This window comes from Streptomyces sp. BE303 (assembly GCF_036290945.1).
Taxonomy (GTDB): Bacteria; Actinomycetota; Actinomycetes; order Streptomycetales; family Streptomycetaceae; genus Kitasatospora.
The window spans coordinates 19,612-33,686 of the sequence record NZ_JAQYWZ010000907.1 but is presented as its reverse complement, the minus strand read 5'-3'; the positions used below and the strand labels follow the sequence as shown (position 1 = coordinate 33,686).

General features: G+C 72.9%; 9 protein-coding genes and 1 tRNA gene. 5 read left to right on the top strand and 5 right to left on the bottom strand.

All coding sequences use genetic code 11. The annotated features are described in order from the left end of the window. From PUR56_RS35530 to PUR56_RS35520, 3 genes are all read right to left on the bottom strand, one after another. Positions 1 to 760: histidine kinase dimerization/phosphoacceptor domain-containing protein (locus PUR56_RS35530; protein WP_329952001.1), on the bottom strand; the 760-nt coding region annotated here is incomplete at its 3' end. Positions 761 to 950: 190 nt separating this feature from the next. Then, a complete protein-coding gene (locus PUR56_RS35525) occupies positions 951 to 1,751 on the bottom strand; it encodes a DUF817 domain-containing protein (RefSeq protein WP_329952000.1) in 801 nt (266 codons plus the stop codon). Between the two features lie 472 nt (positions 1,752 to 2,223). Then, a complete protein-coding gene (locus tag PUR56_RS35520) occupies positions 2,224 to 5,088 on the bottom strand; it encodes a helix-turn-helix transcriptional regulator (protein WP_329951999.1) in 2,865 nt (954 codons plus the stop codon). Positions 5,089 to 5,226: 138 nt separating this feature from the next. Here PUR56_RS35520 and PUR56_RS35515 point away from each other — a divergent pair. Then, a tRNA-Trp gene (locus PUR56_RS35515) sits at positions 5,227 to 5,299 on the top strand. A gap of 416 nt (positions 5,300 to 5,715) precedes the next feature. Next, positions 5,716 to 6,405: a DUF2470 domain-containing protein gene (locus PUR56_RS35510; RefSeq protein ID WP_329951998.1), complete on the top strand. Its 690-nt coding sequence runs from the start codon at positions 5,716 to 5,718 to the stop codon at positions 6,403 to 6,405. 127 nt (positions 6,406 to 6,532) lie between these two features. On the opposite strand, the gene PUR56_RS35505 is transcribed toward PUR56_RS35510, so the two are convergent. Both PUR56_RS35505 and PUR56_RS35500 read right to left on the bottom strand, forming a co-directional pair. Next, on the bottom strand, positions 6,533 to 7,042 hold the full coding sequence (locus PUR56_RS35505; protein ID WP_329951997.1) for an NUDIX hydrolase: 510 nt from the start codon (positions 7,040 to 7,042) through the stop codon (positions 6,533 to 6,535). 209 nt (positions 7,043 to 7,251) lie between these two features. Further along, a complete protein-coding gene (locus tag PUR56_RS35500) occupies positions 7,252 to 8,139 on the bottom strand; it encodes a MerR family transcriptional regulator (protein ID WP_329951996.1) in 888 nt (295 codons plus the stop codon). A 1,153-nt stretch (positions 8,140 to 9,292) separates the two neighbouring features. Here PUR56_RS35500 and PUR56_RS35495 point away from each other — a divergent pair. The 3 genes from PUR56_RS35495 to PUR56_RS35485 all read left to right on the top strand — a co-directional run bounded on the left by PUR56_RS35495 (position 9,293) and on the right by PUR56_RS35485 (position 13,954). Then, a complete protein-coding gene (locus PUR56_RS35495; RefSeq protein ID WP_329951995.1) occupies positions 9,293 to 11,812 on the top strand; it encodes an AfsR/SARP family transcriptional regulator in 2,520 nt (839 codons plus the stop codon). A 124-nt stretch (positions 11,813 to 11,936) separates the two neighbouring features. Then, positions 11,937 to 12,602 (top strand): O-methyltransferase, encoded by a 666-nt coding sequence (locus PUR56_RS35490; protein WP_329951994.1) that lies wholly within the window; start codon positions 11,937 to 11,939, stop codon positions 12,600 to 12,602. 263 nt (positions 12,603 to 12,865) lie between these two features. Next, positions 12,866 to 13,954, top strand: coding sequence for a helix-turn-helix transcriptional regulator (locus tag PUR56_RS35485; RefSeq protein ID WP_329951993.1), 1,089 nt, complete (start codon positions 12,866 to 12,868; stop codon positions 13,952 to 13,954). The last annotated feature ends 121 nt before the right edge of the window (positions 13,955 to 14,075 follow it).

The following is a 14,075-nucleotide window of genomic DNA, read 5'->3' as shown; positions in this document are numbered from 1 at the left end:
GGCCCCGGCGGGCCAGTTGGACGGCGAGCTCGCTCTTGAGCGCGATGGTGGTGAGGTTGCGGCCCATGACGTCGTGCAGGTCCCGGGAGAACCGCAGCCGCTCCTCGGCGACGGCCAGCCGGGCCTGGGCCTCGCGGGCGGTGTCCAGCTCCCAGACGACGGACTGCAGCCAGGCGAAGCTGCGGCAGCTGAGGCCGACGACGACGAGCGTGATCAGGTTGCCGAGCAGCAGGCCGGCCGTGGTCGGGGCGCTGAGCCCGGCCAGCAGGGCCGCGGGGGCGATCAGGAGCTGGGCCACCGCCCCGGCGAGGCACGCCCGGCCCACCGGTAGGCCCACGCTCGCCGGGCAGAAGGCGGTGGCCAGCAGGGCGGAGACGACCACGGCGGTGAACGGCGGTGCGTACGGACTGCCCGGCCCGCCGCCGGCCGGGCCGAGCAGCAGTACGGCCCAGGAGCCGGCCACTGCCACGACGCCCACGGCGACGAGCCAGCGCAGGTGGTCGGTGGGCCGCTTCAGGTAGTGGTCGAGTGAGGTGCGCAGGGCCGGCAGGGTCAGCAGGGTGGTGCCCAAGACGACGACCAGGCAGATCCGGGCGATGCCGTCGGTGTTCGGTTGGACGTCCGGGGCGGCGGCGATGGCCAGCATGATCAGCGGGAGCATGACCAGCGGCACGAGGTAGAGCGACCAGCGGAGGTAGAGCTCGGTGCGCTGCGGTTTGCTGTATCCCTTCCAGAGGCGCCTCGGCGTCAGGACGGCCATCTCTTCCGTGCCCCCTTCGATCGGGATTGTGCTGTGCTCTTCCTATCAGGTGGGGGAGCGGGATTCGCCGCGGTCAGGGCCACTCGCTCCGAGTCGCTCAGCACCGGGCCCCGCTTCCCGGCCGGCATCCGCGACCACACCCCGGCGTCGTTAACCTGCCGGGCCCCGCTGGGTGGGGCAGGAAAGCCCGTCAAGGAGAGCGCGGACTCCTGGGCGGCCGAAGTCTGCCGATCGTTGCCAGGACGAACGTGACACTGATCAGCAGCGTCCATGCGCCGATCTTTGCGGGAGCAACGGGCTCCCAGCCCTGTAGCTGGTGGGGGTACCGCCAGGCACCGGAGTAGGTGGCCAGGTTCTCCGCCAGCCAGAGGAAGAAGCCGATGAGGAGAAACGACAACGCGAGAGGCATGCGTCGTCGGTCGCCGCGGACGCGGTAGCTGACCGTTGTGCCGGCGGTGACCGCCAACAGCATGGCGGCCAGCGGCCAGCGCGCGTCGGGCAGCCAGTGATGGGTGAAGAAGTTGACGTAGATCAGAGCCGCAACCCCAGCTGTCGGCCAGCGGCGGTAGCGGGTGAGCCGCAGGTCGAAGAGGTGCCAGGCACGGCACACGTAGCTGGCGACAGCCGAGTAGAGGAACCCCCCGTACAACGGGACGCCTCCGATCTTCAGTACCGCCGGCTCCGGATAGCTCCACGAGCCGAGGTGCACCTTCACCAGCTCGAATACCAGTCCGATGACGTGGCAGGCGGCGATGACGGCGACGTCGCGACCAGTCTCCCAGCCGCACCGCCAGAACGTCAGGGTGAGCAGGATGCCGTAGACGACGAGTAGGTCGTAGCGGGCCAGGGGCAAACTCGGCAGCGCGGTGGAAGCCGCCACACCCGCGAGCAGCGCGATGGCGTAGGCACAGGCGCGGGTCTGTCTCCAGGTGAAGTCGGTGAGCTCTCGACACAGCTGGGCCAGGTAGCTGACGGGGGTGGTCACGTGCATGGGTGGCGGTCCAGAGTTGTTGGTCCGACGCGGCACCGGGTACTCGGGGACAGCGGCGCTTCACGCGCCGAGCCGGCAACGCGTACCAGCGGCCTGCGCTTCCGTAAGGCTTGCTGCTCCAGGGCTCGAACAGGCGGGTGGGTCATCGGGAGGTTCGCTGCTCCACAACCTGCGCTTCGAGGCCTTGGGGTGGTCACATCCTCCGGTGTCAACCGGCGGGCGTCGTCAGACTCCTTGCCGATCAGCTGTCATCCTGAAGTCGTACTGAACGGAAGCGCGCCCTGTCGGCGGCGGTTGAACCGCCCGGCACACAGCGCCGACCGGTGGACCCGACCGTCCAGGAGGTCCGCCGCCTTCTCCGGGCGCAGGCGAATCCTCCGCACGGTAACGCCGAGCGGACTGTTTCACCGGCGGCCGGAATGCCGCAGTCGCCACCAGGCCGCCGCCCGCCGCCGTCACTACCTGCGGCGTCTCAGCCGGGTGGGTCGGTGAGGTCGGCGCGGGTGGTGCGGAGTTTGGTGAGGACGCGGGCGACGTGGTTCTCGACGGTGCGGGTGGAGAGGAAGAGTGCGGCGGCGATGTCCTTATTGGTGGCGCCGGTGGTGAGGAGGTCGCGGATCTGTTCTTCGCGGGGGGAGAGGCGGTCGCCGTAGCCGGCCCGGCCGCGGGGGTTGGAGGTCGCTTTGCCGAGTTCCCGTAGCGTGCGGTGGCAGCGGGCGGCGTCGGAGGTGGCGCCGAGGTGTTCGAAGGCGGTGATCGGTGCGGTGAGGCGGGCGGAGACGTCGTCGAGGTCGGTGCGGGTGCGGGCGGCGCGTTCGGTGGCGAGGGCTGCGGGGTAGGGGCGGCCGATGGCGGTCCATCGTGCGGCCGCGAGGTCGAAGGCCGCCATCGCCGCGTCAGGGTCGGCCGCGCGCAGCAGCAGCCCGCGGCACAGGTGGTGTTCGGCGACGGCGCCGGGTGCGTCCCGGCCCTCGATCCCGCTGGCGTGGCGTGCGGCCAGGGCCTCGGCCTCCGCCAGCCGCCGCAGGGCGAGGAGGGTTTCGACGGCGGTGGGGACGAGGTCCCAGGCGTGGGCCCAGGCTTCCTTGCGGTCGAGGAAGGCGAGGAAGTCGTGCGGGTCGGTCAGAGCCCGCCAGGCGGCCTGGGGGTCGTCGCGGTTGAGGTGGAGGCGGGCGGCGCCGGCGGCGGCGCCGAGCGAGTCCAGGTGGACGCCCTCGCGGAGGAGGACCTGTTCGAAGGCGTCGGCGGCCTGCGCCGTGCGGCCACGGGCGGCGGCGACGAGACCGCGGACGGTCCCCAGCAGCCCACCCGCGTCCAGCGGACGATCCGGATAACGCTCGTGGAAGGATTCCAGGCCCCGTTCGGCCTCGTTCCAGCGCCCGGCCTGCCAGTCGAGCACGACGCGGAAGGTGTGAAGATGCAGGTCCAGCGTCTGCATGTTGGTGCGCGCCACCAATGCGGTCGCCTCGGCGAGGGCCTGCGCGGCCGACCGGTCGTGGCCGACGGGGAGAGCGCCCCCGACACTGGCCGTGAGGAAGATCGCCGTGCCCTGGAGCATCTGCACGTCGTCACTCTCACGGGGCAGCATCGCCACCAGCTCGGCGGCGGCGGGATCGGCGGCCACGCACTGCTGGCCGAACCTGGCGAGGTGGAGCAGCATCTGCGCGTAGTGGTCCTCGCTGGCCGCCGGCAGGGCGAATCCGCGTTCGACCATGGCCCGCTGTTCGGCGAGTGAGAACCGGCCGGTCCTGGAAACACCCAGCAGGCCGAGCATCCTGGCCGTGGAGACCGGGTCGCTCTCCTCCACCTCGGACAGGGCGGTCAGCATCTCCTCCTCGCCCCCCGGATCACCCTCCTGGTACATCAGCGCCATCGCGACGGCCGATCGCATCTGGCCGCGAGCCGCAGTGGGCAGGCCGGGCAGCAGCATGATCCGGCGCAGCGCCGCCACGGAGGCGGTGCGATCCGTACGGAAGTGCGCGGCCACGGCCATGGCCAGGGCCGCGCGGGTGAGCTGTTCGGAGGTGAGGCCGGGCTGGTCGAGGATCTCGCCCAGCAGGGCGGCGGCGGTGCCGTGGTCGCCGACCGCGGTGGCCTGGTCGGCGGCTGCCTGGGCGCGGGGCAGCCAGGCAACCAGGTCGCCCAGGGCGCGGGAGTGGTGGGCGATCTGCACGAGTGGTGGCGGCTCCTGGGACAGCAGCACCTGAAGGATCCGCCGGTGGGCCCGGTTGCGTACCGGCCCGGGGATTGCGCCGTAGACGGCCTCCTGGGCGAGGGCGTGCCCGAACCCGTAGGAGTCCGGGCCCACCTGCCGCAGCACCGCCCCGCCCAGGGCCTCCAGCAGGGCCGCCTCGCCCCGGTCCCCGTCCAGGCCCGCCGCGTCGGCCAGCAGCGACTGTCCGGCCGGGACCGCCAGGACCGCCGCAGCGTTCACCAGCGCGGCAGCGTCCGGGCCCAGCCGGGCCCTGCGTTCGGCCAGCACCTCGCTCAGGCTTCGCGGCACCCGTAGCACCGTCAGGTCCGTGCCGCGCGGCACGGCGGCGAGGGTGACCAGGTCCTCCTCGATCACCAGCGGCAGACCCCCGCTCCGCTGCAGAAGGGCCCGCACCAGGGCAGGCTTCGGCCGGTCGCCGAGTACGTCCCGCGCCATGGCCCGCAGTTCCGGTTCGCCGAGTGGGCCGAGCCGGATCTCGGCCCCGCCCGTGCCCGGCGGACGGCGGAACGCGGCACCCAGCACCGGCCGGCCGACCGGTAGGTCCTCCGCCCGGTAGGTCAGTACCAGCGCGGTGTCGGCGGGCATGTCCCGTGCGAGCAGGAGAAGGAGTTCCCGGGTCGCCTCGTCCGCCCAGTGGACGTCTTCGACCACCAGCACGGTCGGAGCCACCGCCTCCAGCAGCGTCCGTACCCCCGACGCCACCCGGGACCGCTGCCCGCTCGACCCGGGGGAATCCGGCGGTGCCGGCGGCGGCGGGGGAGGCAGCGCGCCGGCCAGGTCGGGCAGCAGCGGCGCCAGCGCCCCCGCCGACACGTCCAGCCGCTCCACGGACGGCAGCCACGCTCCGACCCGGCGCAGTGCGTCGACCACCGGCCCGTAGGCCAGTGGTTCACGCAGCGGATGGCAGCCGCCCACCAGTACCCGCAGGCCCTCGGTGCCCAGCACCGCGGACGCCTCCGCGACCAGCCGCGACTTGCCGATCCCCGCCTCGCCCTCCACCAGGACCACCGCCGGGCGTTTCCCGGACACCGCGCCCAGCAGTGCCCGCATCTCGCGTTCGCGACCCGCGAACGCGTACCCGCGCACACCGCTGGAGGCCTTGCCGTCACCGAGGTCGTTCACAACCGGCTCCTGTCAGACCTGCGGCCTCCCCACGTGGGGAGGAGTTCGGCCTCTTCGTCCACGGTAGTCACTGCCGCCCCGCCAGGACGGGAGGGACCGCCGTACCGGATCACGTCCACGGTAGTCCGGCCTGGCTGAGCGGGTGCAGCTCAACCGGATGAGCAGCCGTCTCCAAAGCGGCAGGCCGGGGGTTCGAGTCCCTCCACCCGTGCACACGAGCCCGTTCTCCCGGCCCCGGCGGGTTCGCTGCGCCGCTCGTCGGGCCCTCTGCCGCCGGCGTCGACCCGGATCCGGGAGTGCGGGTTCCCGGTCGCGGTGGCGAGACGCGTCCGTCTGAGTTCCGGGGTGGCGGCGGGGTGGTCTCATTCCGGCGTGCGGAGTCGCGGAGGTGGCGGGGCACTTCGAGGAGCGCTGCCGTGAACGTGGCCTCGATGCCCGGTTGGAGGCTTTCGACGGCCGGGTGCCGCATCGTGAGCGGGTTTGTTGGCTGCCGGCCAGGCCCGCGTTGTGTCGGAGGGAGGGACGTGTCGCCCCGCCCTCTGGGGGCCAAGGGAAAGTTAGGGTAGCCTTACCTAAACTTTGCTTGGCTGTATCCGCCAGCACCTGCCCGGGAGATCGAGGCTGCCCATGTTCCCCACCGCTGCCCAGCGGCCTTCCAGCGCCGAACGCACGCTGTCCGTCCTGACCACCGCGCACTCCATGACCGTCATCAGCGACGGTGTCGCGCAGGAGGTCTGCAGCCTCGACGGTGCCGCGGTCATCGGCCGCATCCACCTCCACGACCCCGTGCCCCCGAGCTCGCCCGGCCCCGCAGGGCGGATCCCGGTCCGGATGGAGTTCACCGACGTCGCCCCCACTCCGGTACGGGACCGCGTGCGTACCCGGGTGACCGTCACCGGCCTGCTGGCCGAGCCGTACGACGCCACCGCGGAGAGCACGTGCGTGGAGTTCGGGCAGGCCGTGATCGAGAACGCCGACGGCCGCACCTATGTCCCACTGGACGCCCTCCACAAGGCCGTGCCCGACCCGCTCGCCCAGTGCGAGGCCGGCCTGCTCACCCACCTGGTCGACGACCACTCCGAACTCGTCCCGCTCCTGCTGCGCCTCGTCACCCCGGCCGCGGGACTGACCCGCACCCTGCCGCTCGCACTGGACCGGTACGGCCTCACGCTCCGCCTGGAGTACCCGCAGACCCACACCGACGTCCGGCTGGCTTTCCCGACGCCGGTCGACAAGGCCTACCAGGTCGCCCCGCGGATCCTCGCCCTGCTGGCCAAGGCCCGCCGCATGTCCCACCGAAACCGCCTCCCGGCCTGACCGCAGGCCCGCGCGGCCCGGCGGCATCGCAGGCTCGCCCGGTTTCGGTCACGACGGGTGCGCTGCGCCGCGGCCTGCATCGCCGAGACGCGGGTGCCCGACGACCCGACCCCCTGGGTGGTGCTGCCTACTCGGGGTCGGTGTCCTCGTCGAAGTCTCCCAGGTGCAGCACGGGCTCCGGGTGGGGCCCGCCGACTGCCGTCAACAGCCTGGTCAGGTGGGAGGCCATTCCTTTGGGACGGACCGTCTCGGAGGTGGCTCCCAGTTCCTCGGCAGCCCACCAGCGGTACCCGTAGCACGCCTCGGCCGTGTCGATCCTGACCGTGCTCGCCTCGGCGGCAGTGACGCGGGCCAGGCGGTACTCCTCGTACTGGTCGAAGCGCTGCCCGTCGACGGTCAGGAGCGACTGCCGTGTCCAGACGACTGTACTCAGCCGCTCGACGGGCAGGGACAGCGCCGTCTCCTCCCGTACCTCGCGCACCGCGGCCTGGGCGTAGTCCTCCCCGTCCTCCACCCCGCCGCCGACGGTGAACCACCACTGCGCGCCCGGCCTGCGGGGGTCCCGGCCACAGAGCAGAAGGAGACGATCACGCTCGTCGATCAGAAGGACGCGGGAAGTCCACCTCTTCAGCATCATGGGCACCGACCCTACAACCGTGGACCCGAGCACCCCCCAGAGCCACCTGCGAGTGCACCGGTTGGTACCGGTCGGCACTGGGAGCGTCAACTGCCGGGCGACGGAAACCCCTCGGTCGGGCGGTACGGGCGGGTCACGTGCTCCGAGGTCGCCCGGAAGGTGACCGGGATCCGGGGACCTTCTCCGCGCGGGACTTCCGGCGGACCGGCTCAGTCGCGGTCGGCGAGTTCCTGGGCCAGTTCCGCGCAGCGCACCCGGGCCGGGGAGAAGCCGTGAGGCAACCTGGTGGCGGCCTCGAACACGCTCATGCCGCCCTCCTCGGCCTCCGTTGCCGCAGTGTCCTCGGCGGCCTCCGGGTGAGCGGCGTCCAGGGCGCCGAGGAGGGCTGCTTCCTCCTCCTCGATCCCTGACTCCTCGATCACCGTCATCAGGGTCTTCTCGAACGCGTGGCGCCGAGCGGCCGTCTCGGCAACACGTGGGTCGTCGACGGCGACGGTGTCGTCGAGTGCTTCCTCGGCAGCGTCCACGCGGTCGGACTCGACCCGGAGCTCGGGGTGGGCGGCCAGCGCCATGAACCGGGATGCCTGCACGGCCGCGCCGAGCGGGCCGAAGATCCGCTCGGTGACGAGTAGCGTGTCCAGATCGTCCTGGCGCAGCGAGCCCTCGGGAAGGTTCTTCAAGCGACCGGTGACCGCCTCGGAGAGCAGGCCCATCCGGCTGCCTTCGGCACGCATCCGCTGTACGCGGGCCTGCTGGCGGGCGAGTTCTGCCGCCCGGGCGGCAAGGTCCTCTTCCAGCCGGGCCAGGGTGGCCTCTATGCCGCCCCCCTCGCTCTCGCCGGTCTCGGCCGCAGTCGCGGTGTCGGTGAAGGCGTCACGGATGTCGTCCAGGGTGATTCCCGCTTCGGCCATTTTCCGGATCCACAGGAGGCGGACCACGTCCTGGAAGCCGTAGCGCCGACGGCCGTCGCTGCCCCGCCCGGGCTCGGAGATCAGGCCCATGTCGTGGTAGTGCCGGATCGCTCGCGGTGTCGTGCCTACGAGGGCCGCCACGTCACCGATCTTGGCCTGACGTGAAACGAAGAACGACGTGGGCATCGGCGGAGGGCCTTTCGCGAACGAATGAGGACGGCTCCACCTGACCACATGACGCTACGGAAGCCGCAACCCTGCGCGAGCCTCGCGCCGGTCGTACAGACCGTCGTGGTTCGTACGCGAGGGGCGAGCATGCCGGAGCGGCCTTGACGTCCGGGGCGGGCCCGTAGATCGCCCACCGGGAAGCCTCCGCATCATGCGTTCATCTCCCCGGGCTCCTGCGCGGATGAATGGTGCGCATGCGGGCGACCCTTTGGTGCGTGCTTCCGGTGGTGCTTGCAGGGTGTTCGCGTCGTGCAGAAAGTAACGATTTGATAACGCAGCGGGATGAAAGTGCGGGGGGCGCATCTCTAGAACGTGCCGGGCCTGTTGGGGCCGGTGGTTTTCGAGAGTGGAGGGGGGTTCCACGATGTGGGAAGTATGCTCCGTCGGCAGGTCGCCGGTGTCGACTCTGCACGAATTACTGGTGTCCGAATGGCGCGCGGGCGGAACGGCGGCCACCGGGTCGCGGCGCCTCGGGTCGCGCTCCGCCCGGGCCGCCCGGGGCGCGAGGTTCCGAGCGGTTCTGGTAGCGGGAGTCGCGGCGTTACCGGAAGGGGGTGCGGTGAGTGATGTCGCTTCGCCGGGGGGCGCCGGCCGCCGGGATCCCGCGCGCCACCGGCTCGGCGGCTGCGACGGCGCGGCAGGCCGAAACGGCGTGAAGGGCCACGAAGGTCCGCCCGGCGACGGCGGTACAACGGGACGGCCATGGCCGCCCGGTCAGGGCCCGCACGGTGACCGGGTGCGGCGCCGCAAGCCGATCACGGTCCCGGTGGTGGCGCTGTACTCGTTACCGGGGGTGCCCTCGCCCGGCCTGCCCGGAGCAGAGGTTGCCGGCGGCATCGAGGGGAGGGCGCTGCTCGCCCGGTCGGGGGGCGGTGTCACGCTCCCGGCAGCCCGCCCGTTCCGCACCGGCCCGCAGATCGTCCGGAGCCGGTTGCGCACCCTGGGAACGTCCGACAGGCCGGACGGCTCTCGCGAACGGCACCACCTCCGAGGTCGCGGCGGACGGCCAGCACCTGGTCGAAGGCCGCACCGACCCGGATGTGGCGGTGTCGGCGGCCGTCCGGACCCTGAAGCCGGACGTCCCCACCGGGCCGTCGGCGCAGCAGCAGGAGTGGCTCAAGCAAGGGACCCCGCGCGGATCGGGGAGTTCGACGAGATCTTCGCGGACACCCTGCACAGTGCCCACGGGCAGGTGTCCGTGGTCGTCGCCCAGGCGCGCCCCGGCGCCGGGAACTCCACGGTCCGGAATCCGGCCGCCACGGCCGACAGCGCGGCGCCCGACCGCACGGGAGCCCTGGGGGAGACCCGGCTCGTCGACGTCGACGAACTCGCCCCGCTGCAGAGCGGTTCGGACCCGCCGCCCGCGCGCCGCCCGTCGCAGCCTGCGGATCGACCCGCAGGACGACGAGCGAAGAGGAAGGCTGTGCGTCGCCTGCTCGGCAGGCCTGATCCCGTCGCCCTGTTCTGCCGCCATGAATCGAGGCCGTCTGTGCAGTTCGGTATGCTCGGCCCGCTGTCCGTCCGGGTGGACGGAGGGGAGCGTGAGGTGCCCGCGCCCCGGCAGAGGGTGGTGCTCGCCCTGCTTCTGATCAACGCCAACCGCGTGGTGTCGGTGGACCGGATCGCCGCGGCGGTATGGGACGGCGGCCGGCCGCCGAGCGCCGCGGCCACCGTCCGCACGTACGTGATGAGGCTCCGCCAGGTCCTCGGCGGTCAGGCCGGCAGACGGATCCTCACCAGGGCCCCCGGCTACCGGATCGAGCTGGACGAGGACGAGACCGACCTCGGACGCTTCACCGCCCACCGCGCGCGGGCCGCCGCCCACATCCGGGCCGGCGAGCTGGAACCGGCCTCGGCGGAGTACTCCGCCGCCCTGGAGCTGTGGCGCGGGGAACCACTGGTCGACATCCCCTCCCGCACGCTGCGCGAGGTCGAGGGCCGCTACCTGCACGAACTACGCCTGCAGACCGTGGAATCACGGCTGGACGTCGACCTCGCGCTCGGCCGGCACGCCGAGATCATGCCCGAGCTGTGGCGCGAGGTCCAGGAGAGCCCGCTGCGCGAAGCCCTCGTCAGCAGACTGATGCTGGCGTTGTTCCGGGCCGGCCGACAGTCCGAGGCGCTCGCCCTGTTCCAGCTGACCCGCACCGCGCTGATCGACCAGCTCGGCGCCGAACCCGGCCCGGAACTACGGGAGATGCAACGGCGCATCCTGGCCGCCGACGACTCCGCGGGTACCGAGGCCCCGAAGGCCGACACCGCCGGGCCGGAGCCGCAGCGCCCCGGCCCGTACCCCGGCGAGCCGCGCCGGCCCCGCCCCGCCCAACTGCCGGCCGGCCCGCCCGAACTGGTCGGCCGGAGCACGAAGGAACGCGAACTCGCCAACCGGCTGCTGGCCGAGTTGCCGACCGCCGCGGTCACCGTGGTCACCGGCAGCGGCGGTATCGGCAAGAGCGTGCTCGCGCTCCGCGTCGCGCACGGTGTCCGGGACCGGTTCGGCCACGGGCAGCTCTACGCCGACCTCGGCGGCACCGAGAATCCCGCCGAGCCCGGCGAGGTGCTCGCCCGCTTCCTGACCGACCTCGGGGTCGCCGCCGAGGCGATCCCCGCAGACCCGGACCAGGCCGCCCTGCTGTACCGCTCGCTCACCGCCGACCGCCGGGTCCTGGTGGTCCTCGACGACGCACGCGGTGCGGCGCAGGTCCGGCCGCTGCTCCCCGGTGGCCGGGCCGGCCGGGTGATCGTCACCAGCCGCGACCGGCTCGCCGACCTGGACGGAGCCCACACCATCCTCCTCGAACCCCTGGACGAACCCGCCTCCCTGGAACTCCTCGGCTCGATCGTCGGCCATCGGCGCGTCGAGGCCGAGCCGCAGGCCGCCCGTTCCGTCGTCCGGCGGTGTGCGGGCCTCCCGCTCGCCGTCCGCATCGTCGGCGCCCGCTACCTGGGCCGCCCGCACTGGGACCTCGCCCGGCTCGCCGCCCGGCTGGCCCGCTCCGCCCGCCTGCTGGACGAACTGCGGGTCGGCGACCTCGGCGTCCGGATCGGCCTGGAACGCGACTACCGGACCCTGCAGCGCGACGCCCCTCGGCTGCCGTCCTTACCCGACCCCGCCGCCGCCTTCCGGATGCTGGGCGCCGTCGGGGCCGAGCACACCGACGCCCGCATCGCGGCCGTCCTGCTGGACTGCCAGGTCGACACGGCGGAAGCCGTCCTGGAGACCCTCGCCGACGCCCACCTGCTGCACGCCCGCGGCTGCGGCCGCTACCATCTCGACGATCTGCTGCGCGCCTACGCGAGGGAGCGGGCCGAGGCGGAGGACCCGCCCGAGCGCCGTGCCGAGACACTGCGCCGGCTGCTCGCCTGCTACCTGCGGATGGCCGAGGAGAAGCTCGGCCCGGCCACCGGCCACGACGACACGGGCCCGGTCCGCGGCCCGTTCTTCGGCCCGTCCTTCGTCCCCTGGGCGCCCGCCCCCGACTGCCACCCCGACGCCGAGGACTGGTGGCGCGCCGAGCAGGCCAACCTGAGGTCCGCGCTGGAACTGGCCGCCACCGCCGGACTCGACCCGGTCGGCCACCGGCTCCGCTCGGTGCTCGGGCGGACGTCGGCGAGTCGCCGCGGGGCATAGCCCCCGCCCGCCCTTCCCGCTCCACACCCCGCCCTTCCCGCTCCACACCCCGCCGGGCCCGCCGAGCCCACCGCACCCCGCCGACCGGCGTCCGGACCCGGACGCGCACCCGACAAGGAGTCCCATGGCCCAACAGGTGACACCCACGCAGGAACTGCTCGACTACATCCGGGGGACCTCACTCAGGGACGACGAGCTGCTGGCGGGACTTCGGGCCGAGACCGCCGCCCTACCGGCCGGCGAGGCCATGCAGGTGATGGCCGAGGAGGGGCAGCTGCTGGCGCTGCTGGTCGCGCTGACCGGGGCCCGGTCGATCCTGGAGATCGGCACGTTCACCGGGTACAGCACACTCTGCATGGCCCGCGCCCTGCCGCCCGGCGGGGAGCTGGTGACCTGCGACCTCACCGAGCGCTGGCCCGCCATCGGGGCCGGGTACTGGGAGCAGGCCGAGGTCGCCGACCGGATCGAGCTGCGGATCGGCGACGCGGTGGAGACCCTGGCCAAGCTGACGGCGGAGCGCGGACCGGAATCCTTCGACCTCGTCTTCATCGACGCGGACAAGGCCGACTACCCCCGCTACTACGAGGGATCGTTCGCCCTGTTGCGGCCCGGCGGCCTGCTGGTGGTGGACAACACGCTGTTCTTCGGTCGGGTCGCGGACCCGGCCGCACAGGACCCGGACACCGAGGGCGTCCGCGAACTGAACGCCGCCCTGTACGCCGATGAACGGGTGGACATCTCCCTGCTGACCGTCGCCGACGGCATCACCCTGGTCCGCAAGCGGCCCTGACGCCGGAACGGGCGGCCGTCCCGGCCGGAGGCGGCCGTCCGTTCCGACGTCACCCGGCGTCCGGATGCCGGGCTACCTGGTGTCCATCAACTTCCCTTCCTCCGGTCGGAGGTGATGATCCATCAAACAGCCTTTTCGCCGGTCACCGTCCGGGCGGACCTTCCCGGTCGGTGATGACCGGCAACATCCCAGGTTTGCGGGGGGCCCGCCAACCTCGGCCCTATGGTGAGGAGATGACATCATTCCGTGCCAGGGAACGCCGCATGACGGGAGAGATCGACGATCTGGCGGCGGCGAAGCTTCCGTTGGAGCAGTTCTTCCGGCAGCTCCTCACCGTCCTCGGACCCACCCTCGGGTCCGAGGCGGGCTGCCTGCACGGGGCCGATCCGGTCACCGGATTCCTGACCTCCACCGTTGCCGACGGCCTGCAGCCGACCGCCTTCGAGCACGCCATCTGGTTGGAGATGTGGTCCGACGACACCACCCGGTTCGCCGACATCCGGGCCGCCGGCCGCGTCGTGGAGACCGTCCACCGGGCCACCGGGGGCCGACCCGAACGCAGCGTGCGCTACCGGGAGCTGCTCGCCGAGAACGGACTGGGCGACGAGCTGCGGATGAACTTCGATGTCGGCGGCGGGCGGTGGGGAGCCGCCGCACTGATGCGCGAGGCCGGATCGGCACCCTTCGGCGCGAGCGAGCAGAGACTGGCCGAACGGGCCGCCCGGGTCGTGGCCGCCACCCTGCGCGACTACGCACTGCCCACCGCAGGCACCCCCGACGGGCAGGACGTCCGAGCGGACCCGCTGGACGGACCGTACTGGCTCGGGGTCGCCGTCATCGGCCCCACCGGTCAGCTCGCCTCCGCGGACTCCGGGGCCCGGCAACTGTTCGAGGAGCTCGCCGAGTCGCAGTACCGCCCCGCCGGAGTACCGACGGCACTGGTCTACCTCGCCGAGCGGGCTCGCACCCACGCGACCTCCGCGAACGCGGGCGCCCACGCCTGGACCCGGCTGCGCCGCCCCAGCGGCCAGTGGCTCACCGTCCGCGCCTCGCTGCTCGACCAGTGCCCGCGGGGCAGCGTCGCCCTGGTCGCCCAGCCCGCGAGCCCGGTCGACGTCATCCCGCTGTCCCTGCTGGCGCACCGGTTCTCCCCCCGCGAGCAGGAGGTGGTCCTGCAGGCGGTACGGGGCCTGAGCACCAGGGACATAGCCCACCGGCTCTTCCTGAGCCCGGCCACCGTCCAGGACCACCTGAAGTCGGCCTTCACCAAGACCGGCGTGCGCAGCCGCCGCGAACTCGTCGCACTTCTCGCGGCCCCGTACACCGCCGGACTCGGCCGCCCACCGGCCTGACGCCCCCGCCCGACCGCCCCCGCCCCCGCCCCCGTCCTCGTCTCGCCACCGCCCCGCCCCGACCCGGAACCCGGTGCGAGCCCGGACAGCACGAAGGCCCCAGGTCGCCGGCCTGGGGAAA